This window comes from Alkalihalophilus marmarensis DSM 21297 (genome assembly GCF_000474275.2).
GTDB classification, from domain to species: domain Bacteria; phylum Bacillota; class Bacilli; order Bacillales; family Bacillaceae_D; genus Alkalihalophilus; species Alkalihalophilus marmarensis.
The window spans coordinates 42,821-65,471 of record NZ_ATAE01000031.1; the positions used below are offsets into that span (position 1 = coordinate 42,821).

The 22,651-nt window shown below is 37.4% G+C and carries 24 protein-coding genes and 1 tRNA gene; 12 read left to right on the forward strand and 13 right to left on the reverse strand.

Annotation, left to right across the window (positions count from 1 at the left end; genetic code table 11):
* Nucleotides 1-7: 7 nt before the first annotated feature.
* Nucleotides 8-1,444, forward strand: a complete 1,437-nt coding sequence (locus A33I_RS11085) for a recombinase family protein (RefSeq protein WP_022628492.1) — start codon at nt 8-10, stop codon at nt 1,442-1,444.
* A gap of 4 nt (nt 1,445-1,448) precedes the next feature.
* On the opposite strand, the gene A33I_RS11090 is transcribed toward A33I_RS11085, so the two are convergent.
* Nucleotides 1,449-2,171 (reverse strand): ATPase, T2SS/T4P/T4SS family, encoded by a 723-nt coding sequence (locus tag A33I_RS11090; protein ID WP_022628493.1) that lies wholly within the window; start codon nt 2,169-2,171, stop codon nt 1,449-1,451.
* 183 nt (nt 2,172-2,354) lie between these two features.
* On the opposite strand from A33I_RS11090, the gene A33I_RS11095 reads away from it, so the two are divergent.
* A tRNA-Gln gene (locus tag A33I_RS11095) sits at nt 2,355-2,426 on the forward strand.
* A 107-nt stretch (nt 2,427-2,533) separates the two neighbouring features.
* On the forward strand, nt 2,534-3,070 hold the full coding sequence (gene mscL / locus A33I_RS11100) for a large conductance mechanosensitive channel protein MscL (RefSeq protein ID WP_022628494.1): 537 nt from the start codon (nt 2,534-2,536) through the stop codon (nt 3,068-3,070).
* On the opposite strand, the gene A33I_RS11105 is transcribed toward mscL, so the two are convergent.
* Nucleotides 3,059-3,370, reverse strand: coding sequence for an HNH endonuclease (locus tag A33I_RS11105; protein WP_022628495.1), 312 nt, complete (start codon nt 3,368-3,370; stop codon nt 3,059-3,061). The genes mscL and A33I_RS11105 overlap by 12 nt on opposite strands.
* A gap of 94 nt (nt 3,371-3,464) precedes the next feature.
* Nucleotides 3,465-3,647: a hypothetical protein gene (locus A33I_RS11110; protein ID WP_012959698.1), complete on the reverse strand. Its 183-nt coding sequence runs from the start codon at nt 3,645-3,647 to the stop codon at nt 3,465-3,467.
* Nucleotides 3,648-3,814: 167 nt separating this feature from the next.
* Here A33I_RS11110 and A33I_RS11115 point away from each other — a divergent pair, with 167 nt between their 5' ends.
* A complete protein-coding gene (locus A33I_RS11115) occupies nt 3,815-6,172 on the forward strand; it encodes an ATP-dependent helicase (protein ID WP_022628496.1) in 2,358 nt (785 codons plus the stop codon).
* On the forward strand, nt 6,169-6,804 hold the full coding sequence (locus A33I_RS11120; RefSeq protein WP_022628497.1) for an HD domain-containing protein: 636 nt from the start codon (nt 6,169-6,171) through the stop codon (nt 6,802-6,804). Before A33I_RS11115 ends, A33I_RS11120 begins: the two co-directional genes overlap by 4 nt.
* Nucleotides 6,805-6,839: 35 nt before the next feature.
* Here the strand turns inward: A33I_RS11120 and A33I_RS11125 are convergent, their stop codons facing one another.
* From A33I_RS11125 to A33I_RS21420, 6 genes are all read right to left on the reverse strand, one after another.
* A complete protein-coding gene (locus tag A33I_RS11125; RefSeq protein WP_022628498.1) occupies nt 6,840-7,910 on the reverse strand; it encodes a glycosyltransferase family 2 protein in 1,071 nt (356 codons plus the stop codon).
* Between the two features lie 19 nt (nt 7,911-7,929).
* Nucleotides 7,930-9,183, reverse strand: coding sequence for a nucleotide sugar dehydrogenase (locus A33I_RS11130; RefSeq protein WP_022628499.1), 1,254 nt, complete (start codon nt 9,181-9,183; stop codon nt 7,930-7,932).
* Nucleotides 9,184-9,270: 87 nt separating this feature from the next.
* Complete coding sequence (locus A33I_RS11135) at nt 9,271-9,981, reverse strand: acyltransferase (protein ID WP_022628500.1); 711 nt, start codon at nt 9,979-9,981, stop codon at nt 9,271-9,273.
* Between the two features lie 15 nt (nt 9,982-9,996).
* Nucleotides 9,997-11,055: a Gfo/Idh/MocA family protein gene (locus A33I_RS11140; RefSeq protein ID WP_022628501.1), complete on the reverse strand. Its 1,059-nt coding sequence runs from the start codon at nt 11,053-11,055 to the stop codon at nt 9,997-9,999.
* Nucleotides 11,052-12,173 (reverse strand): DegT/DnrJ/EryC1/StrS family aminotransferase, encoded by a 1,122-nt coding sequence (locus A33I_RS11145; protein WP_022628502.1) that lies wholly within the window; start codon nt 12,171-12,173, stop codon nt 11,052-11,054. The genes A33I_RS11140 and A33I_RS11145 overlap by 4 nt, the downstream gene beginning before the upstream one ends.
* A gap of 102 nt (nt 12,174-12,275) precedes the next feature.
* Nucleotides 12,276-13,232: a BclA C-terminal domain-containing protein gene (locus tag A33I_RS21420; RefSeq protein ID WP_022628503.1), complete on the reverse strand. Its 957-nt coding sequence runs from the start codon at nt 13,230-13,232 to the stop codon at nt 12,276-12,278.
* Between the two features lie 139 nt (nt 13,233-13,371).
* On the opposite strand from A33I_RS21420, the gene A33I_RS11155 reads away from it, so the two are divergent.
* Complete coding sequence (locus tag A33I_RS11155) at nt 13,372-13,821, forward strand: hypothetical protein (protein WP_022628504.1); 450 nt, start codon at nt 13,372-13,374, stop codon at nt 13,819-13,821.
* 51 nt (nt 13,822-13,872) lie between these two features.
* Here the strand turns inward: A33I_RS11155 and A33I_RS20875 are convergent, their stop codons facing one another.
* Nucleotides 13,873-14,034 carry a hypothetical protein gene (locus A33I_RS20875; protein WP_022628505.1) on the reverse strand — a complete coding sequence of 54 codons (162 nt, stop codon included), beginning with the start codon at nt 14,032-14,034 and terminating at the stop codon, nt 13,873-13,875.
* 193 nt (nt 14,035-14,227) lie between these two features.
* Here A33I_RS20875 and A33I_RS11160 point away from each other — a divergent pair, with 193 nt between their 5' ends.
* Both A33I_RS11160 and A33I_RS11165 read left to right on the forward strand, forming a co-directional pair.
* Nucleotides 14,228-14,896, forward strand: a complete 669-nt coding sequence (locus A33I_RS11160; RefSeq protein ID WP_022628506.1) for a BMQ_0737 family morphogenetic spore coat protein — start codon at nt 14,228-14,230, stop codon at nt 14,894-14,896.
* 108 nt (nt 14,897-15,004) lie between these two features.
* Entirely contained in the window at nt 15,005-15,709 is a 705-nt protein-coding gene (locus tag A33I_RS11165; protein ID WP_022628508.1) for a hypothetical protein, read from the forward strand.
* 46 nt (nt 15,710-15,755) lie between these two features.
* Here A33I_RS11165 and A33I_RS11170 read toward each other — a convergent pair whose 3' ends face one another.
* Nucleotides 15,756-16,106, reverse strand: coding sequence for a DUF1360 domain-containing protein (locus tag A33I_RS11170; protein ID WP_022628509.1), 351 nt, complete (start codon nt 16,104-16,106; stop codon nt 15,756-15,758).
* 144 nt (nt 16,107-16,250) lie between these two features.
* Here A33I_RS11170 and A33I_RS11175 point away from each other — a divergent pair, with 144 nt between their 5' ends.
* A complete protein-coding gene (locus A33I_RS11175; protein ID WP_022628510.1) occupies nt 16,251-16,682 on the forward strand; it encodes a hypothetical protein in 432 nt (143 codons plus the stop codon).
* 51 nt (nt 16,683-16,733) lie between these two features.
* Here the strand turns inward: A33I_RS11175 and fabI are convergent, their stop codons facing one another.
* Nucleotides 16,734-17,510 carry an enoyl-ACP reductase FabI gene (gene fabI, locus A33I_RS11180; protein WP_031311576.1) on the reverse strand — a complete coding sequence of 259 codons (777 nt, stop codon included), beginning with the start codon at nt 17,508-17,510 and terminating at the stop codon, nt 16,734-16,736.
* Between the two features lie 500 nt (nt 17,511-18,010).
* On the opposite strand from fabI, the gene A33I_RS11185 reads away from it, so the two are divergent.
* From A33I_RS11185 to A33I_RS11195, 3 genes are all read left to right on the forward strand, one after another.
* The gene (locus A33I_RS11185) at nt 18,011-18,832 is read left to right on the forward strand and encodes a DUF4397 domain-containing protein (protein WP_022628512.1); all 822 of its coding nucleotides are present in this window, start codon (nt 18,011-18,013) and stop codon (nt 18,830-18,832) included.
* The gene (locus A33I_RS11190) at nt 18,786-19,439 is read left to right on the forward strand and encodes a class F sortase (protein ID WP_022628513.1); all 654 of its coding nucleotides are present in this window, start codon (nt 18,786-18,788) and stop codon (nt 19,437-19,439) included. The genes A33I_RS11185 and A33I_RS11190 overlap by 47 nt, the downstream gene beginning before the upstream one ends.
* 112 nt (nt 19,440-19,551) lie before the next feature.
* Nucleotides 19,552-20,517, forward strand: coding sequence for a glycosyltransferase family protein (locus tag A33I_RS11195; protein WP_022628514.1), 966 nt, complete (start codon nt 19,552-19,554; stop codon nt 20,515-20,517).
* A gap of 60 nt (nt 20,518-20,577) precedes the next feature.
* Here A33I_RS11195 and A33I_RS11200 read toward each other — a convergent pair whose 3' ends face one another.
* A complete protein-coding gene (locus tag A33I_RS11200; RefSeq protein WP_022628515.1) occupies nt 20,578-22,641 on the reverse strand; it encodes a cation:proton antiporter in 2,064 nt (687 codons plus the stop codon).
* Nucleotides 22,642-22,651: the final 10 nt, after the last annotated feature.

Here is a 22,651-nt window from a genome sequence, read left to right on the forward strand (position 1 = left end):
GGTACATTTGAGAGTTGCTGTTTATATTCGAGTATCTACACAGGAACAAGCGCAAGAAGGATACTCTATAAAAGCTCAAAGAAAAAAGTTAGAAGCATATGCGTTATCTCAAGAATGGGAAATAGTACAGTTCTACGTTGATGAGGGTTTGAGCGCAAAGGATATGAACCGTCCTGAGCTGCAACGTTTATTAAACAATATGGAAGAGGGCGCTTTTGATTGCGTCCTTGTTTATAGATTAGATCGACTTACCCGCTCAGTGTTAGACCTTTATGAAATGATTAAAAAATTTGAAAAGCATGATATTAAATTCAAATCTGCTACAGAGGTGTATGACACCACTACCGCCACAGGAAGACTGTTCGTGACGATCATTGCCAGCCTTGCTCAGTGGGAAAGAGAGAATTTAGGTGAACGTGTAAGATTTGGCCTGGAACAAAAGGCTAAAGAAGGTAAGTGGGCTTTAAGCACGCCACCCTACGGATACGATATAGAAAATGGCTACCTAAAGATAAATGACGGTGAAGCGAATACAGTAAAATATATTTTCGACCAATATTTAAAGGGCAGAGGTATGAATCAAATTGTGACGGACCTTAACGATAATGGGACCAAAACCAAATCAAATTCAAACTGGCATCAAGGATCCATCAGATACATCCTTACAAACCCTGCCTATATAGGTACGATGAGATATAACTTCAGAACAAATAAGGAAAATTACTTTGAAGTCGAGGATGCTATCCCTCCAATTATTGATAAAGACTTATATGAGACCGTACAAGAGATAAGAAACACAAGAGCCCAATTACATCCCCGGGCCGCAAATAGCGATTATGTTTTTAGCGGCATTGCAAAGTGTAAAAGATGCGGAGCTCCTTTGTTTGGCAAAACTTCTAAAAAAGTAAAAGGCGATAAAACATATCTTTCGAAGTCTTATAAATGTTCCAATGTAAGAAGAGGAATGTGTGATCAACCTACTATTACAGACAGTTTTCTCGAAGAACAATTCCATAAAATATTATCGATTTGGGACTTTTCTAAAAATATTAAAAAGATACAAGGTACAGATCTTAATACAGAGTTAGATGAGCAAAAGCTCATCAGAAGACAGTTAAGTGATGTCAATAAAAGAAGATCTAAATGGCAATATGCTTGGGTGAATAATATGATTTCCGATGAAGACCTTAGCAAAAGATTACAAGAGGAAACACAAAAAGAAGAAGAATTAAACCAAAAGTTAGAACTTATCCAAGGGATGAACAATAACTCAAAAGGTCCTTCAAAACAGTTTATCAATGATATGGTATATACATGGAATAAGCTGACTGCAAAGGACAAGAAAAAATTATTACACCTAACAGTCAAGGAATTCAAAGTCGATAAGATCTCTAAAAAAAGATTGCCAACATCGGTTGAAGTATCGGATATTATTTTTAACTAATTTATTACGTGCCTATTATACTGACTAGATGTCCTGTCAAAGCTGCTCGAATGGCTAATTTAGCCGTTTTTTCATCTCGAATTTCTCCAATCATAATGACATCTGGATCATGTCTTAACGCTGCCTTCAACCCAATATCAAAGGTAATACCTGCCTTATCATTTGTTTCAATTTGTACAAGATAATCAAGAGTTCTTTCAACGGGATCTTCTATGGTAATAATTTTTTTTGAAGAGGTATAGAGGATTTCTTCTAAACATGCGTATAAAGTGGTCGTTTTCCCAGAGCCAGTTGGTCCTGAAATTAAACACAGCCCTTGCCGGAGAGTAGTGATATGTTGGAGTTGGTGAACATTCGATGAAAGGATCGGGAGATGTATTAATTCTTTTTTTCGCTTTTGAGGTAATAGCCGCACAGCTAAACTTTCTTTAGAACGTGTAGGGAGGGTTGATAGTCTGAGATCAATTTTTTCTTTTTTTACAACAATAGTCATCGCATTGCTTTGAGGAAAACGCCTTTCTCCTATATCCATGCCGCAATGATACTTTAAGTGCCCAAGCACTCTCTCACCTAACAAAAGAGGAATCGATTTATAATCGTACAAGGTACCATTCATTCTAAACTGAATGAGCCATTCACGTTCTAGAGGGACTAAATGGATGTCGGTGGCATGTACACTTACTGCTTCTTCAAACATAGTCATACTTATTTTTTCTACATCATACAAATCTCTCTCTCCTCTCGATTTAAAAGATCAATGTAAAAAGAACAATTATAAGGAACGTCATTCAAAGGTGATTCAATATGATTATTCTTTCGATAAGAACGGTTATTCGATATTATTTTTAAAAATCCTGCAATAAAAATGAATAAACGAACATAATCAGGTTACTCTATAAGTACAGAGCGATGGGCTATAGCCAAGTGGTAAGGCACCGGACTTTGACTCCGTTATTCGCTGGTTCGAATCCAGCTAGCCCAGTATATCTACTAAGTGGACATGAAGCATTCATGTCCACTTTTTTATCATTTGTTCATGACTTATGCATAGGTTTGTATAGAACAACCTTATAATTGCAGGTGGTGACAATGAATATTTTACAAGAATTTAAAGAATTCGCTGTACGCGGAAATGTGATTGATATGAGTGTTGGGGTCATTATCGGCACGACATTTGCAAAAATTGTAGAATCTTTTGTTGAAGATGTGATCATGCCTCCTTTTAGTGTACTGTTCGGACAAGTTGATTTTTCTAATCTATACCTTAATTTATCAGACCGTCGCTTTAATTCATTCGCCGAGGCTGAAGCTGCCGGAATTCCCATGCTTAAATATGGTATGTTCTTAAATCACATTGTTCACTTTGCCATCGTAGCTTTCATCTTATTTTTATTTGTCAGGCAGATGAACAGAATCAGAAGGCCAGATGAAGATCCGTTAATCGATATGAAAACAAAGTTATGTTCTTATTGTTTCAAATCAATTGCCTATAAAGCCCGTAGGTGCCCACACTGCACATCAAATTTAATTCAACGTTCCAACAAGGAAAATGCCGAAAACTTAAATCATTCTAATCCAACACATGCTCTTCCAATAACAGTTATTAAAAAGCGTTCAAAACCTTGATGATTTTGAACGCTTCTCTTTTGATTTTTTCGTTTTAATTAACGTTTGGGAAGGCTGCTTACGTATCCATTCGATGTATTTTTTTATTTGCTCATCATCTTTTAAACGGGGGATTGTATCAAGCCTAATAGCCAATTCTTCATTTGTATAGATGGCATGAATTTGTTTATGACAAGGGATGCACAGTAATGCCGTTTCTAAATGTGCTCCCCCCTCCTCCCTTGGAGTCAGGTGATGAACCGTAAGCTGCACGTTGTCTCTCTCACACAGTTCACATATACCTACTCTTTGTTTCTTCAAAAGTTCATTCTCCTTTTGTATATAATCTACTCAATTTAATCTACTCAATTTAATCTACTCAATCAATGTAGTATTCTATTCCCTGCTTAATACCCTATAAACCACCGTCTTCTTTCATTTGTCTATATTGGATATATGCGATAAAGATAAAATTCAGCCCAACAAGAGAAGCGATAAAAGCTCCAAACAAAAACTCCTGATTCAAAAGCCAATGATACCCAAACAATAAAATAGATAACAAGGTGACGATTACTCCTGCTGAAAAGAATGCAATCATATAAATTCCTCCTTTTAATAACTTATTTTCCTTTATTAAAAAAAGTCCAACTCTCCTCTTAAATCTGCTAGGATAGAAAAGTGGTTTACAACGTGAAACAAAATGTAACGACAGTTTAAATAAATCAATATGATTGAATTTGGTTAATGAAGTAAGGAGGCTTTGATGTGAAAACAGCCTTATATAAACAAAAAGTCATTCAGCTGTCTTCAATCGAACGCAGCCAATGGCAACAAATGTATAATGCTAGTATTCGACAAGAACTAACTTGTATGCATTGCGGGGAGCCTTTGCGCATCAACATCGGCATTCATGAGGCACCCTTTTTTATTCACCCGCCTACTTCTCTTGATTGTCTTAAAGAAGTAGCAGCCTATGAGCGAGAGACTCAAAAGAAACAAAGCGATCGTACAGAAACAGCTTCTCTCAACGGTTTTAAAATGCCTGTCAGAAGAGAGATTTCTTCTTCTGGCAATGAATCATCTGCAACAGACCAGTGGAAACCGCCAGAACCAATAAAAGCCATTCCTACTTTCACCGCTCATCATAAGAGCGGCTATGAAAAATACACAGGTTACAGAGCGATCCTTAAAGAACAAGGTATTTTATTAGATGATCAGCAATGGAATGCTGCTACTACAACGGAAGGACCGCTGCTTATTTTAGCCGGAGCAGGAAGCGGGAAAACCAGAGTACTAACGACTAGAGCTGCCTATATGCTTACAGAGAAAAATTATTCACCAAAACAAATGATCTTAGTCACATTTACAGCAAAAGCAGCAAAAGAAATGAAAGAAAGAATGACAATTTATCCTGGGGTCACAAAACAAGCCCTTCAACAGTTAGTAGTTGGAACCTTTCATAGCATCTTTTACAGAATGCTCATGCATTATGACTTTGAAAAATGGAACAGCCAGCATTTATTAAAATGGGATTGGCAAAAAGACCAGATGATAAAAGAGGCTGGACGAGAGATCGACTTAGATGAAAAGGAATTTGCATATGACCAGGCACTAACTCAGATAAGCTGGTGGAAAAATCATATGCAAAACCCCAACGAAATTAAGCCTAAAGATATCTGGGAAGAGCGCGCGGCTTACTTATATAAGCGTTATGAACAAATGCGGACCAGTAAACGTTTGTTTGATTTTGATGATATGCTGTTAGGCTGCTATGATCTCTTAACAACAAATCAAGCATTGCTTGAACGCTACCAAGAACGCTTTGCCTATGTCTCTATTGATGAGTTCCAAGACATTAATAAGGTGCAGGTTGAATTAATTACTTTACTTACAGAAACTAAGCGGAACCTTTGTGTGGTAGGAGATGATGATCAATCAATCTATGCCTTTCGCGGGAGCGATCCTGATTATATTCTCAATTTCAAAAGCGATTACCCTGAAGCAAAAGTATGTGTACTCGATCAAAATTATCGTTCTACCCATCCCATTGTTGAATCAGCTAATAATGTCATTACAACTAATAAAACTCGCTTTAATAAACAGCTCCATGCCCAGCACACCGATGAGAATGCACCTGTTCTCTTTTTTCCTTATGACGAGGAAGAGGAAGCAACAATGATCGTGAATGATATTAAAAGCAGAATAAAAAATGGCGCCGAGCCAAGTGATTTTGCTGTGTTGTTTCGAACAAATGTGACGTCACGCGCTTTATTTGAACGAATGGTAACTTCAAGCCTGCCATTTTCTATCGAAAGTGACGGGGATTCATTTTATCGAAGAAAAGCAGTTCGTAAAGTTCTCGCCTACTTGCAGTTGTGCATCAATCCTGATAATGGACAGGCTATACAAGACCTAATTGGAGCTCTATTTTTAAAGCAGCAAGTCATTCAAGATTTGAAAGCTCTCACAATTACGGAAGATTGTACGTTTGTAGAGGCGCTTACTCACTTAAGCGGTCTGCCAAACTTTCAACAAAAGAAGCTGCAAAAACTGCCTGACCAATTTAAACAAATCAAAAAGAAGACACCCGTTGAGGCCATTGCCTTTATTGAACAAGAGATGGGCTTGAAAGATTATCTTAAAAAGCAGGGAAATGAAGGGAATAAACTTGATCGCGGGTCAGATGATGTACGTGATTTAAAAGTGGCTGCTAGACAACATGAAACGATAGAAGCTTTTATTCAACATGTGGATCATATGATTGCCAAACAAGAGGAAGCTAGAAAGATGCCAGCTGAAAGAGCAGCTGTACAATTATTAACAATTCACCGTGCGAAAGGACTGGAATATAAGCATGTTTATATCCTTGGTGCAAATGAAGGTTCTCTTCCCCATGATTACGCATTAGATGCTTGGCGTGAAGGTGATGACAAACCTCTCGAGGAAGAACGGCGTTTAATGTATGTAGCTATGACGAGAGCTAAACATACTCTAGCCATATCTGTACCGACTATGAGACGTGGTAAAAGAGCTCATCCATCAAGATTTGTAAGAGAAGTGAAGAAGATGGCTCGTATCCAATCGAAACATAAAATTCCTTCTTTAATTGGAGGTAAGAGATGAATAAAGGGATTATAGAAAAAACGGAAAAATGGGTAAAAGCTCAATTGATCAACGAAGAATCAGGCCATGACTGGTATCACATTTTACGTGTAACAAGAACTGCTCAGCAAATCGCTAAAGAAGAACACGCAAACGATGAGATCGTCACTCTTGCTGCATTGGTACATGACTTAGCTGATGATAAAGTTGCTCAAAATGAAAAAGAGGCTTTAAAGAAAATAGCCGAGTGGTTTAAAGAGAATGGTTTAGATGATGAGGCGATCGATCAAATTATTTCTATCATAACCACGATATCCTTTAAAGGAGGAAATGGCCAGCCAGTCTCCACATTAGAAGGAAAAATTGTGCAAGATGCAGACCGTTTAGATGCACTAGGTGCGGTTGGTATTGCTCGCACGTTTGTGTATTCAGGACATAAAGGACAGCCTATGTATGACCCAGAATTACCTGTTAGAAATGAAATGTCTATAGAGGAATATCGTCACGGGAAATCATCGGCTGTACACCATTTTTATGAGAAACTCCTAAAGCTGAAAGATCAAATGAACACCACTACTGGCATGAAATTAGCTGCTCGGCGTCATGCTTTTATGGAAACGTACCTTGAACAGTTTTACAGTGAATGGGGGTAAAGTGAAACTAGTCAGGGCAAATGACGCCCTGACTATTATGCAATATTCTTAAGCAGCTTTCTATTATGTTCTATCGCTGGATGACGCGGAACATATGCAGCCGCCTTTTCGTTATGAACTTTGAAAGCCTTAAATTTCCCAAGCTTAAAATTGCAAATACATAATTGCAAGTGCGGATACCAAGTAGAATATGCAGGATAAGTAAAACTCCATTTATTTGAGTCTTCAGGAACAATCAATGACAATTCATACCAATATTTTGCTGAAATATAATCTGTCTCTTTTAAGTAGACATCACCTAACCTGCAACACATCTCTGGTCTAGGAGTTTTAGCAAACCTTAGAGATTGTAATAAGGAGTTTCGTTGTTTTAAAGTTTTCCCTATCTGTGCTAAACAATCTGCTTTAAATATGCAGCTATAAAATTTATCTTCAACCCATCCGTTTTCATGTTCTATACTTTTATCATATGCTTGAATGGCTTCAAGATATAAATTATTTTCCCTTAGTTCATTACCATAATAAAAAAAGTCTCTGGCAGAAAATTGATCACCACGATTCAGTTTTTCTTTATAGATATTTAAGTTCCTACTGACTGTATGTTTTTCTTTCAGATGGGTGATAGCAATAGTAGAATTATAAACTTTCCCATGTACATCTAAATAATTATGAACATCTCCTACCCACCTATACTGTTTAGAGCGCTTTACTAATCGATTTCTTCTATATTTTAGAGTTACATTTCCGTATGCATCCAAACCCGCGTGATAGAACATTGAAACTGAATCTATTTCTTGAGGCAACTCATTTTTTAATTTTTTGAATTTAGTTCTATCCTCTTCTTTTATAACATCGTCAGCATCAAGGTATAAAATATATTCTTTAGTAGCATATTTAAATGATTCATTTCTAGCATCAGCAAAATGACCGTTCCATTTATAAGAATACACTCTATCAGTGTATTCTTTTGCAATCTTAATAGTAGCATCAGTAGAACCAGTATCTATAATATTAATTTCATCTACAAGGTCCACAACAGACTCTAAACATCTTTTTAATAATTTTTCCTCATTTTTAACGATCATGCAAAGACTAATTGTAATCACTGCTTACCCCTCCCAGCTCTTATAACCTCTTAACATTGGGATAATTCTTTTTATAACAGTTTTTTGTATCAAATATCAATTTTGCAGATTGTAATATCTTTTCATAATTTATTTTGTCATGATCACTTAGAATAAGGACCAATTCATAATGTTCAAGACGATCAAGATTTTGACTTGAATGGACCTCCCCATTCAAAGTAAACTCTTTAACATACGGGTCATAAAAATAGACTTGGTCATGTTGATTTTGTAATAATTCAAAAACTTTAAGTGGACGGGATTCTCTTAAGTCATTTACATTTGGTTTATATGTCAACCCTACTACAAGGATTCCTCCTGCTTCACTCTGATTCGTTTGTTTCATCAATTCGTTTACCCTCTGAACGATATAAGAAGGTTGTATATCATTTACTTTTTTCGCTATTTCAACAAAATTAAGTTTAAAATTGTGTTGATCGGCTTTCCACTTTAAATACAATGGATCAACTGGTATGCAGTGCCCTCCAATACCTGAGCTAGGGTAATAAGGTGTAAAACCATAAGGCTTAGTACCAGCCGCTGCTATTACTTCCCAAATGTCTATATCTAACTCATGACAGAGTTTACTAATCTCATTAATAAATGAGATATTTATAAATCGTTGTGTGTTCTCCACTAATTTTGTGATTTCTGCTACTCTAGGTGTACTTACAGGGATTAATGTGTTAAAAATTTGTTCATAAACAGCGTGTATTTCATTCAATGATTGGTCATTAATACCACTTATTATTTTTGGTATATCTTGATGTGCATGTGTTGTATTACCTGGGTCAATTCTTTCTGGTGAATAACCCACTAATATATCTTCACCAGGAGCCCATCCGTTTCTTTGTAAAAACGAGACAATTTCATCTTCAGTTGTGCCAGGATATGTTGAACTTTCTAGAACTATTAAATGATCTTTTTTTAAATATGGCAGCATAGATGACAATGCTGAAAAAATATAAACTAACTCAGGCTCCTCTTTTTCTGATAACGGTGTAGGAACACAAATAATAATCACATCAACTTTATTGATAAGAGAGTAGTCATCACTGAATGTGAATCTATCTGACATTTTCAACTCTGTTATTACTTTATCTTCAATGGTAGATAAATATGATCTGCCCTTATGATACAAAGCCAGTTTATCAGGGTCTATATCTATACCCACTACAGGAAAGCCCTTTGAATGGAACATTAATGCTAAGGGCAGCCCTACATATCCTAACCCAATTACCCCTATGGTTTTCACGTCATCCTCTCCCTTTTCTCATACCTTTACATAAGTAATAATATGTTAAAAAGAGTAGATGTGATCTAGTCTATTACACCCTAGCACTCAATTGTCGCTATCTTTTTTTAAATATCTTGCTGGATTTCCAACCACTGTAGATTTTTCATTAACATCCTTCGTCACAACGGCCCCTGCACCCACAATTGCGTTCTCTCCAATGATAATGCTAGGCAAAAGCGTTGCGTTATTTCCTATTTTCGCGCCAGACCTTATCACTGGACCGGTATGAAGACCTTTCCCGCTTGCCATATGTTTATCGTTAGACATGGAACAACACGGACCAATAAATACCCTGTCTTCAATTATGGTATCAGCTGTAATATAGCAACCCGTTTGAATAGTTGTATTCGAGCCTATTATTGTCTTTGGTTCTATCATCGCCTGCCTTCCTATTACAGTTGATTCTCCAATTGTCACTTCTTCTCTAATACTTACTTGATCAGCAATAAATGTATCTTTGCCAATGACCGTCCCCTTGTATATAATTACATGACTACCTATTCTTGCATTATCCGCGATCGTTAACTCCGTAAGTGTGGTAGACGGTCTTCTAGCCATTTTCCTGTTTGATGTTGGAGATTTACCTAAAATTGTCAAATCACCTATTATTACACCTTGATTTATTTTTGTACCTTTTTTGATAATACAGTTCATTCCTATCTCGGCTTGGTTACCTATTACTACGCCTTCTTCTATTACCGTTCCCTTTCCAATTTTAACCCCTTCTCCTACTTTTACACTGTGATGAATTTCCATCTCATTGCCCCTTTTCTAATATTTGCTTTTCATATCAGTCGTCTCAAAAGATAGCAACGGTAATTGTATGGGTTTACTATCTAGGGCAGATTTGTAGATAGCTAATATCGTTTCTAATGATTGAATGGCTGTCTCACCACTCACTAAACTCGTTGAAGCCTTCCCCTCTTTCATTAGTTTTAATATTGCCTCATACATTTTCACATGTTCATTCTCTTCGGTTCCTAACTGTTTTGTTAATTCGTTGTATTGAGAGTTGGATACATGCCACCTGTCTCTTATTTGTAATTTATCCCCACGTAGCGCTACTGTCCCTTTTTCGCCGAATACTTTGAGTGATATACCCAAATTATTAGGTTGGGTAATGGTATTAGCTTGAATAATTCCCTTAGACCCATTTCTAAATGATAGAATTCCAATAGCAGCATCTTCTGTTTCTTTTATTAAATTCTTTTTAACGACCTGGCCGTGCACATAATCAACGTCTCCCATTAACCAAACCATAAGATCAATTAAATGTATTCCTTGATTTAGCAACATCCCTCCATCAAGTTCCCATGTCCCTCTCCATTTTGCCTCTTTGAAATAATCCTCTGATCTGTTTAACTCAATGGTAACTGCTGAATAATAAATATCACCAAAAGAATGTTTATTTATCATCTCTTTTAACATCGTTATTACTCGCAGAAAACGCAATTGATGTGAAACCAGTAAATGCTTATTATATTTTAATGATAGTTCGTTTAACTTCCTTGCATCATCTAGGCTCAATGAAAGAGGCTTCTCCACTAGAACATGTTTATCTGCTTTCAAAGCTGCTTCTGCAATCTCTGCATGAGTATTGGAGGGTGACGTAATTACTATTAATTCTACGTCATCATGTCTTAAAAGATCTTTGTAATTCAAAAAACTTCTTAAATATCCGTTTTTGTGGACTTGCTTCTTTAACTTTTCTATGTTGTTTTGATTTATATCACTTAAACCTATAATTTCTATTCCATTACATTTATTAATTGAATCAACATGTTTTGCAGCAATCCTCCCACACCCTATTAATCCTACTTTTAAAGTCATTGACTTTCACCATCTTTAAACTTTTGCAATGCCTTAACAATATATAGTTGTTCTTCATTGCTTAGAAAAGGGTGTAGAGGAATTGCTAAAACTCGATCTGCTTTTGATTCAGCAATCGGTAAATCTCCTTTTTTATATCCAAGACCTCTATATACTTCTTGTAAATGCAAGGGTAGAGGATAATAGATTCCACTTGCTATGCCACAAGTACCTAAATATTGCATTAGCTCATTTCGGTTATAACATTCGACACAATATAGATGATACACATGTGACTTTACAGTGTCTTTTTGTAAAGGAAGCTTTATAGTATTCAAACCTTTTAGATGATCTTCATAAGAATGTGCCAACTCAATCCTTTTATTGTTCCAGCTATCTATTTTTTTCAAACAGATTCGTAATATAGCTGCATGAAGTTCATCAAGACGACTATTATACCCAACCTCATCATGGAAATATTTTTTTGTTGATCCGTGATGTCGAAGCTTTTTTATTTTTTGAGCAATCGTAGGATTATTTGAAACCACAAGTCCCCCATCACCTATTGTAGAGAAGTTTTTAGTAGGAAAAAAAGAAAAGCATCCGATATCCCCGATTGTGCCTATCTTCTTATCTTCATAGGAGGCTCCAAATGCTTGACAAGCGTCTTCTATGACATATAAGTTATACTTTTTTGCAATAGTACCTATTTTTTTAAGATCACAGCTTTGACCAAATAAATGTACCGGTAAAATGGCTTTGGTTTTGGATGTGATGTGTTTTTCAATCAAGAACGGGTCTAAATTTAACGTATCCTCATCAATATCAATAAAGATAGGCGTAGCGCCTACTCTAGATATAGCTTCTGCCGTGGCAAAGAAAGTGAACGGCGTAGTAATTACTTCATCACCACTCCCTATATTTAACGCTCTTAAAGCTAAGACTAAGGCATCTGTTCCATTAGCAACACTAACGGCATAATTCACTTTTAAATAATCTGCGACCTCTTTTTCAAACTCCTCTACTTCTTTCCCTAGTATAAATTGACCTCGATCTATAACATCTGCAATCGCAATCATTACTTCATTTTTAATACTTTGGAATTGTCTATCGACTTGCAAAAATGAAATTTGTCTCATTTACACTCCCCCTTATCCCTTATCTATATGCGATTTGCGCAAAAGGTTTATTCATGCACTTAAAAAAGGCTTCTGAATATATTCAGAAGCCTTTTTCTCTCTCTATACTAGACGTAATATCGTTAAGGTAGCGCCAGCACCGCTTTGCAGAGAGACAACTCCATCATAATCAAATAATTCTACTGACAGCGATGAATTAGCAGGTAATGTAAGAATGGCTTCTCCATTAAGTTCACTTCTAGGCAGCACTGCATTTAGTGTGGCTGAAGCTACAGGATCCCCGTTTACAATTAACCTAGCCCCAATTATTTCTTCTTCAGTTAACCTTACACTAAATGATATATAATACCTTCCTTCAGGCTGTATTGTTAAAATTGTACTATCTCCATTTAAAATTATATCCGTTGATAAATTCTGGGCATCTGGCAACGGTACAGCAGTACCTGTTGAAATGACTGTTAATATAGGTGTACCAATATTACTCACGAAGCCAGAAGATTCTGTAACTATAGGACCTGCTGGACCTGTTGCTCCTACTGGACCCTCTGGACCGGTTGCTCCCGCTGGACCCTCTGGACCCGTTGCTCCCGCTGAACCCTCTGGACCGGTTGCTCCCGCTGGACCGGTTGCTCCCGCTGGACCCTCTGGACCGATTGCTCCCGCTGGACCTGTTGCTCCCGCTGGTCCTATTTCTCCTGCTGGGCCGGTTGCTCCTACTGGGCCCGTTGCTCCTGCCGGGCCGACTTCCCCTACTGGGCCCGTTGCTCCCGCTGGACCGACTTCCCCTACTGGGCCCGTTGCTCCCGCTGGACCGATTTCTCCTACTGGGCCCGTTGCTCCCGCTGGACCGATTTCTCCGGCTGGACCTGGAATTCCCGGAATTCCGGGAACCCCGGGAACCCCAGGAACCCCAGGTGGACCGGGTGGACCGGGTGGACCGGGTGGACCTTGCTTCCCTCGTTTTCCCCTTCTCCCACACCTTTCGTAGCAATACGAATTACTACAACTCCAAATTGTTTTTGACTTTTTATTACATTTATGTCTTCCCCTAAAAAACATATGGTACCTCCTCTCATTTCATTTTTTATATTATTTATTCTGATTGTTTATTGACTGTATGTTTAACTAGATAACACAATAAAAGTTTCATTTTTATAGTTTCACTGCATAGAAATTACATATATAAGGAGGGGATGTTGTGAAACAAGATACCTATTTGAGATTAACACCTGTACAATTACAACAAAGGTTAATTTATACTCAATCTGAATTAAAAAAATACAAACTGCAAGTAGAAAAGTACAAAAACGATTATTACTACAATTTAATTGATCAATTAAAGAAAGATAAGGAGAATTTAGAAAACGAAATTCAGCTAAATAATAATGAATTATTTGAGAAAGAATCCTTATACAATAAGGAGATAAATTCATTAAAAAATAAGTTAGGAGAAGCCGAACAGAAAATCATATTATTAGAAGAGAAATTATTAACTGTTGAAAAAAAGCTTGAGGACTCCAATAATTTGTTAATTAAAGAGAAACGTTCTAGTGAAGATATCAGTCATTCCAGCCCTATAAATCATTCAAACAGCAGCAGCTCTCATAAATGGTTTGAAGAAAATATAAAAAGTCAAAATCATGAATAACCATATAAAAAGCTATCCCCATCTAAAAGATTTGGATAGCTTTTTTTAGATTTATCCTCTTTCATCTTTCGTAAAAAACTTCTTCTGACAACAACTTTCCTCTGACCCTTCTTTTTTTCCTACTACCTTCTTTTTAAAAGCACCCCTGTTTGAGATACTTTTTTTAGAAGCATACTCAGGTTTACGTGAATAGAACTTATTACCATTTATCATCATTCTCCTCCTCACATTTTTCAGACCACTCCTTGAAAAATTGTATGCTCTTACCTAATTGAGTGTACCTATGTATTTGCCCCTTTTTAATTTTCCCTGAATTATTAAACACAAATTTATCGGGCTGTCATACTATACAGTAGTCTGAATACCCACTAAATACTTTAGAAGGGTAAAAATAGGAGGTAAAAGGATGAGTCATAAAAAGAATAATTTATGTATTAATGCTGAAAAAGTCTTTGACTGGGTTATAAGACCAGTTGAGATTGAACGAAAAACTTTCTTCGGTCCAGAATTAGAGGATCTCTTTGAAGAGAACGAAGCCTTTGATGACGATTTTTGTGAGTTTCTTGATAAAAATCCTTCACTTACAACTGAATGTATCGTATTAGAGGATTGTTTAGTTGCAAAAGAGATCGTTCAAGCTCATGGGCGTCAAAAAGTTGAGGTAACACTACCTAGCGGTGAAGAAGTAAAGCTGCAAAAAGTTAAAATTCTAATTTCTGGAAAAGTCAAGGTGCTTATTCTAGATGGCCAGCGTTGTGTAGTCGAGTCTAAAATTGTAGATTTCTGCACTACTGAAACATTCTATTTATGCGCACCAAAAGGGACGTGCGTACATGCACGTGTAATTGACGGAGAGTGTGATGTAGAGTTAATCAGCTGCAACGATACTGCAATCTTAAGTATCGATATTGCATTCTGTTTGGACGTTCATGTTACAGACTTCATTAAATTAGAAATCGAAGCAGCATATTGCAAGCCTCGTAATGAATTTCCAATCAGCGATATTGTGGTTTGTAAGCCTGAAAAAAATCCACCTCAATGTCCTCTCATTTTTCCAGGAAGACACACTAAATAAATATTGGTTCAAAGAGTCGAGCATTGGTTTGGTTACCAATGCTCGATTTTTTCTTCTTTAATTGATTCATAGACATAGAATAAAAGTAAGAAAAAAAAGGAGGCTCTTATGAATAAAAACATAAAAAATTCACCTCAAAATAATCTTCAAAAACAACAACAGATTATACATTATAAATCTGAAATAAAAAAACTAAGATCTCGTCTTAATAAGAGTGAAAGCCTTATAAAAACTCAACAAGAGACGATCCAATCTTTAATGGAAAATGTATCGAGATTTGAAAGAAATTCGCATAATACCGTAATTGAACAACCTACAGGTAAAAACACCGGCGGTAACAACCTCCCTGTCAGCATTTTTATGTACACGTTAATTATACCTAAAACCGCTAATGAAGAAGAACCAATTATCATTAAAGGAAACTTAGAAATAATTAATAGTACTGCGACTCCCTTAACGTCTCCGGTCATTTGTATTGAATTTGATGACCCGTTACTAACTAACTTAACTGCAAGAATTCAAACTGATCGTCCATCCATGAGTGATGGCATGATTCAAGAAAACAGTATAGAAGCTTGGCGTTTTCTTGAGGGTACTACTTTTAAAGATGCTAGAAAGACCGGTCAATATTGGTTACAGCCTGTTGAGCAGCATAGTATAGATATAAACGAACATCTATCTTTCTCTGATTTTGAAATTAAGATTCCATTCAAGTCTCCATTACTTAATTGTAAAATTCAAAGCTATTTTTATTCTGAAGAATACCCTAAAGGGGTGCCCTCTCTGAACAAGATAAGTTGTGCCTTCATCTAAATTATTCAAAGCACTTGACATCTCTATGTCAAGTGCATATAAATATTTATTTTCGCAACATACTCTCTATAATACCGGCTGCGCCGGAAATAGCGAATATTAACAGTGGAATCCAAATAATTTGATATAAAAAAACAAATGCTATGACTAGAAAAATTGAAACCCAAACCCCCGTGCACCAATAACAACTAATAACATTACCTATTAATTTTCTCAATCCACGCCCCTTACTTTCTATATATTGGTATACCTCACCGTCATCTTGTATCTCTTCAATAATTTCAACAAAAATATTTCTCACTCTATCAAACAATCGATCAAACACAATTAAGTGAGTAAGCCTGAAAACGGCAAGAAAAAGAATTACAAAATCTATCCAATTCACATATTCCCCCATATTCACCCCTCCATTTCAATTATTTATAATTACGCAAAAGCAGACTACTTTGACCATATAAATTAGAAATACATACACTTATTTATTTTATTAACATAGGCTACTGTATAGTTCTTTGTTTCTATATTGAGAGGAGTGTTTTTTATGACTTTTTATGAACAACATAACCTTTACCGCCAGCAACCATCTGTGCAATTTCTCCCCCCATCCGTTATTGACCAATATGTAAATCAGTGGATCACAACATCTATCCCAGGTTACGGCCAAGTCATTGCCTATGTAACTGACTTTAACCGACGTAATGGAATGGTTTCTATGTTTATTTATCAGGCTCCTTACTATCAGCCTCAGTTTATTCAAGTGCATAACAGTGATTTAGTTGGAATTGCTCCATATTACGGGCCGATCCCACCACGCCCACATCAAGGCCCTGGTCCAGGGCCACAACCAAGACCACCACGCCCTAGACCTCCGTTTTTCCCTTGGTGGTTCTGGGGAATCGGTGGTCAGGGAGGTTTTTATGGTCAGCAATCAGGCCAAGGAGGCTTTGGCAGCCAATCTCCTGGCCCTCGTTAATCAACAAAAAAGCAAGCACCTTAAACAGGTGCTTGCTTTTTTGTTATGTTCTTAAAGGGATAATGTATTATACCCGCTATCTACATGTAGAAGTTCTCCTGTTATCCCACGAGAAAGATCACTCATTAAAAATAATGCTGTATCCCCTACTTCTTCTTGTGTTGTAGTTCTACGTAATGGGGCACGTTCTTCAATCTCTTTTAAAACATCATTAAAACCGCCAATTCCTTTAGCTGCTAACGTACGAATCGGACCAGCTGAGATTGCATTAACACGAATATTTTCCTTTCCTAAATCATTCGCTAGGTATTTCACACTTGCATCTAGAGAAGCTTTTGCCACACCCATAACATTATAGTTGCGAACAACTCTTTCTCCGCCTAAGTATGTTAACGTCACAATACTTCCACCCTCAGACAATAGCGGACGCGCTGCTTTTGCTACAGCAGTTAATGAGTAAGCGCTGATGTTTTGAGCAAGGAGAAACCCATCACGAGTTGTGTTTAAATACTCTCCTTCCAACTCTTCTTTATTAGCAAAAGCGATACAGTGAGCAATACCGTGGATTGTACCTACTTCTTCTTTAATCTTAGAAAACGTTTGGTCTATTGCCGCATCATCCGTAACATCACACGGCAGAATTAGATGATCTTCACGATCTAGTGTGTCCATCAAACTGCGCACGTTTTTCTCAAGTCTTTCACCAGCATATGTAAATATTAATCTAGCTCCTGCACTAGCAAGTGATTGAGCAATTCCCCACGCGATACTTCTTTTATTTGCCACACCCATGACAACATATGTACGATCTTTTAGTGACAGCTGAATCATATAATCTCCTCCGTTATAGGTAGTTATTAGTACCAAGTACTAATTATTATATCATACCTCTCCATTACTTGGTACTACCTTAATATCTCTTTCAACAAATTAAGATCTTATCCCTTCTTTGTTTCTATATTTCGTAAGATAAATGCACAATTTGGGCATTCATAGATGATATTTTGATTTGACTGAGCAGTTAGTAAATGTCTAATTTCTTTCTTATTATGACATTTAGGACATATTATATGCGGTTCCATAGGTCATACCTCCTTCTCTTCTAACATTCCCAATTAGAGAAGATTATACATATTAGGTCTATCGTCTTATTTTACCGAATTAGTATAGCTAATGTTTTGACAACTTCGACGGAATAAAGCTAAACTTCAACTGTACATTAGTACAACAAAACTTAAACAAACTGTATAAGGAGGTGACTTTTTGTTGGAAGGCTTTCAAAACAGTAATAACCATACAAAATTAATCAAACACGAGGAGATGATTTCATGTTGAAAAAAGGATTCATTTTATCATTAGTCGGTGCCCTAACCTTATCATTTGGAGGTGCAGGACTGGCAGCGGACCACGGGGATGATAAAGCGAAAGTTCGTGTTGTACATGCCTCTCCCGATGCACCAGCTGTAGATGTTGTATTAAATGGAGATGTTGTCGTGGACGGGGCCGATTTCAAAGCGGCAACTGATTACCTTCATGTTCCATCAGGAGATCATGAGGTAGAAATCTTTGCTGCTGGTACAGTTGAAGAAGAAGAACCTATGCTCTCTGCTACATTATCTGTTGAAGGCGGAGAAGCATACACAGTAGCCGCTGTTAATACGATTGAAAACCTTGAGCTTTCTGTTATTAATGACGAACAAATGACTACAGCGGGACAAACGAAAGTACGAGTTGGACACTTTTCTCCTGATGCGCCAAATGTAGATGTAGCAGTAGCAGGCGGGGATGTATTATTCGAAGATTCACCTTTTAAAGCTGTTACTGATTATTTAGAAACAGCACCCGCTACATTAGATCTTGAAATCAGAGTTGCAGGAACAGAAGATGTTGTGCTTGAGCTTCCAGCGACTGAACTTCAAGCAGACATGCTTTACAGTGTTTTTGCAGTAGGATTTTCTGATGGAGAACCTGGACTTGATATCATTGTATTAAGTGACATGTCCCACGAAGCGATGCCAGCTGAAATGCCTGCCACAGGGATGGGCGGTGCACAAAACAACACTAGCTTCATGCCAATTTTATTTGCAGGAGTACTAGCACTCGGTGCAGCTGTCTTTTTTCTTAATATTCGTCGTAGACAAGAAGCATAATCTACTGTTTATCGTTCTTGTCAGCATATTCATTGTAAGCGGGTGCCAGCAGGCTGATACGGTTGCTGAGCCACCTTCTACTCTTACAACGAACGATTCAACAGCTCTCAATCAAGCGGCCGCACAAGAGAAAGTAATACCATCAGCCATACAACACCAATCAGGGATTGTGCCGGCATCCATCTCTATTCCAAAGATCGAGATAGAAGCTGACGTTTTAGAAGTTGGTTTAAATGAACAACGGCAAATGGAGGTTCCTGAAGACCCCTTTGAAGTAGGCTGGTTTCAACCAGGGACCAAACCCGGCAGTCAAGGGAGTGCAGTACTTGCAGGTCATGTGGACTCAAGAACTGGTCTAGCCATATTCTTTCATCTCGATCAGTTAGAGGTTGGCGATCAAGTGTATGTAACTGACCAAGAAGGCCAGACACTCGAATTTAAAGTGACAAGTATGGAAATTTATCCGTACAATGACGCTCCAATAGATCAAATCTTCGGTTACACTTCTGCTAAGCGTTTAAACTTGATTACGTGTACAGGTGAATTTGACAGAGTAGAGCGGACACACCGCGAACGGTTAGTCGTGACAACGGAACTTGTTAATTAACAATATGTAAGAAGTGTCACCCTTTAGGGTGCACTTCTTATTTTTTGCAATCACTCTGACTTCTTCTTGCATATAGATGTGATATACACATTGCAGGGAGGAGACATTTAAATTGACAGAGCAATTAAAAATTCTAATCCTAATCAAGAGATTTGATCTTTCTCACCCTAAACATAAAATAAAAATGGATATCATTAATGCAATTGAAGAATATGCTCAATTGTGCTATTGGTACGAGGATGGAGATATTAAAGACATTCTTAAAGAAATTCCTTTTACACCAGATTTTATCTTCCATTATGACATTGCATGGAATTATGCCCTATCTCCTAACATTACCGGATTAGAAAATGTTAATATTCCAAAAGGTTGCTATGTGATCGATTTACACTGGGATAATAAAAAAAGAATACAATATTTCAACGAAAATAAGATTGATTTAGTTTTTTCAGTTAGCAAGCATCCATTTTTGGCAGTATTCCCCCAACTGAAAAATAAGTTAAGGTGGCTTCCTTGGTCAATCAATCCTTTGATTATTAAAGATTGGAAAGAGCCCAAGAGTATAGACTATTTACTTCTAGGATTAGTATGGGCTGAAGATTTAAAAGTGAAGCCACAGAAAGGAAGATATCAATTTAGAGATCTAGTTTTGGATAAAATGAGAAACTTAGATAACTTTGTTTTTCATCCACACCCTGGACACAATGCAAAAGAAAATGAAAAGTTATTAATTAACGAGAAATATGCAAAAGAAATAAATAAGGCGAAAATATTTTTCACATGTGGCTGTACAGATAATTTAGGCGGGTTTGCTGTCCTTAAATTTTTTGAAGTTCCTGGTTGTAGATCTTTATTGCTTGCAGAACCTAACCGAGAAATTAATGACTTAGGTTTTGTAGACGGTGATAACTTTGTTGCATGCTCGCGTGATAACTTTTATGAAAAGGCAGAATATTACTTGTCAAACTCTAATGAAAGAGAACGTATTACCAATAATGGGTATGAATTTATCCATTCACAACATACGAACCAAATTAGAGCAAAACAATTTGTTCAAATGATACAAGACTTCCTATAAAAAAATTAGACATAAAAGAACTGCGTCTCAATTCAGATGCAGTTCTTTATGTTAATTATTTTATTCTTCGTAAGATTTATTAGATAACATTGTTCTGGGTACATCTGTCCCTCTAGATCCACGCAAATCCACCGGTTCCCTATCTGGTGGATAAATCATAATAAAGCTCTCTGGCTTCGCTACAGCAAGCACTCGAGGCAGCCGCTCTAATTGTGGATGCCATGCAAGAGTACCTCGTCTTGCACTTAATACAGCAACTAGATCATCTTTACGCAAGTGAGGCATAAAGGAGTGATGTAATTCATTCCATGTAGGAACGCCGATCACTTGAAGCTGCACATCAGGTTTCACCTTGTCAAACATCTTCTCATAGCTTTTTGTCTCATCATGAATCACATAAACCGTAATGATCGCTCCTATTTGACTTGCGAGCTGCTTAGCTGTACGAATGGACTCATACGCGGCCCTTTTATGGTCAAAACCTGAAGGAATAATAACGACAAGTCTTTTCGTCGTATTTAAAGGGTGACCGAGCTTAGACACTAAAATCATTTGGTTCGTTCTTTCAAGCAATTGATCTAATATCCCTCCAAACATCCGCTGCGGGGTCGATAATTTACCATTCCACCCTATCACGGCTGTAGTGATTCTAGACTCTTGCATAGCCCGGATCATACCTGAAGTAATATTCGGATCCACACGCGTTAACATCTGTATAGGCACTTCAGCGCCAGCGGCATAACTAACTGCTTTACTAAGAGTTTTCTCCGCTTGAATGATTTTCTCAGGTGCCTCTTCCCCGCGCCCCTGCGCAACGGATAATGTGTATAGAGGCTCAGGTGAATTCCCTCTAATAATAAATGCTAGCTCAAGCAGGGATTCAATCGTTTTTGGGTTTGCGACAGGCACTAGAACCCTTTGCGGCGCCTCTGAAGGCTCATACGGCCGCTGTTCTTCCTTTAAAGCAATCTTTCTGGCGTACACTTCCACCATATATGGACCGATCATACATGTCACTAAGATCATGACGATCACTGCATTTACTGTGGCTTGATTAAATAAACCAAGGTCATACCCGACTAATGTTGCTGCTAATGTTGCAGCTGCCTGCGGAATCGATAATCCAAACATCAGCTTAATTTCGTCGGACGAATAGTGATAGATTTTACCTGCAATCCATGCAGCCAAAAATTTACCGCTAATAACAAGTGTCACGACAACAGCTGCCATAAGCCATGCAGACGGGTCCGACAATAATATTCTTATATCCATCAGCATTCCAACTGATAATAAGAAGAATGGAATAAATAAAGCATTACCTACAAATTTGATTCGATTCATCAATGTACCCTGCTCAGAAATAAATCTGTTTAACGCAAGACCGGCAAGGAATGCCCCTATAATAGGTTCTAAACCTGCTATTGTCGCAAAATAAGCTGATACAAACAGAACCGTCATTACAAAGATAAATTCAAGTGCTCCTTCACTGCTCAATGTGCGGAAGAAAAATTTAGCTACAATCGGTACTAATATTAGTACCGCGGCTACATAAAGTGCAAGAGATACGAGCAGGATAAACCAGAAATTAGCTGTTAGTTCACCTTGAGTAGAGCCTGCCACTATCGCTAAGATAAGAAGGGCTAAAGTATCCGTCATAATTGTCCCGCCAACAGTGGTCGTTACAGATTTATTCTTCGTTATCCCAATACGGCTGGCAATTGGATAGGCCAGCAGCGTATGAGAACCTAACAGCGAGCCAAGCAAGATAGCGGCGGCTGTAGAATAACCTAGAAGGTAAACAACAATGGTTCCGAGTATGAACGGGATAGTAAATGACATAGAACCAAAAAACAAGCTTCTTGTTCGATATTTTTTAAATCCATCTAAATCAATCTCAAGACCTGCAATAAAGATAATATACAGAAGTCCAACCGTTCCAAGTAAAACAATGGTGGGGTCACGATCAAGCATCCCAAGACCATTAGGACCAATAATGACCCCGGCTAAAATTAAACCTATAATTCCAGGAATACGCAGCTTCGCCATGATTAACGGGGCTATTAAAAAGACAACCATAGCAATAGCAAAAATAAGGACGGGGTTCGTCACGGGTTGTTCAAACAAAATCAGCACA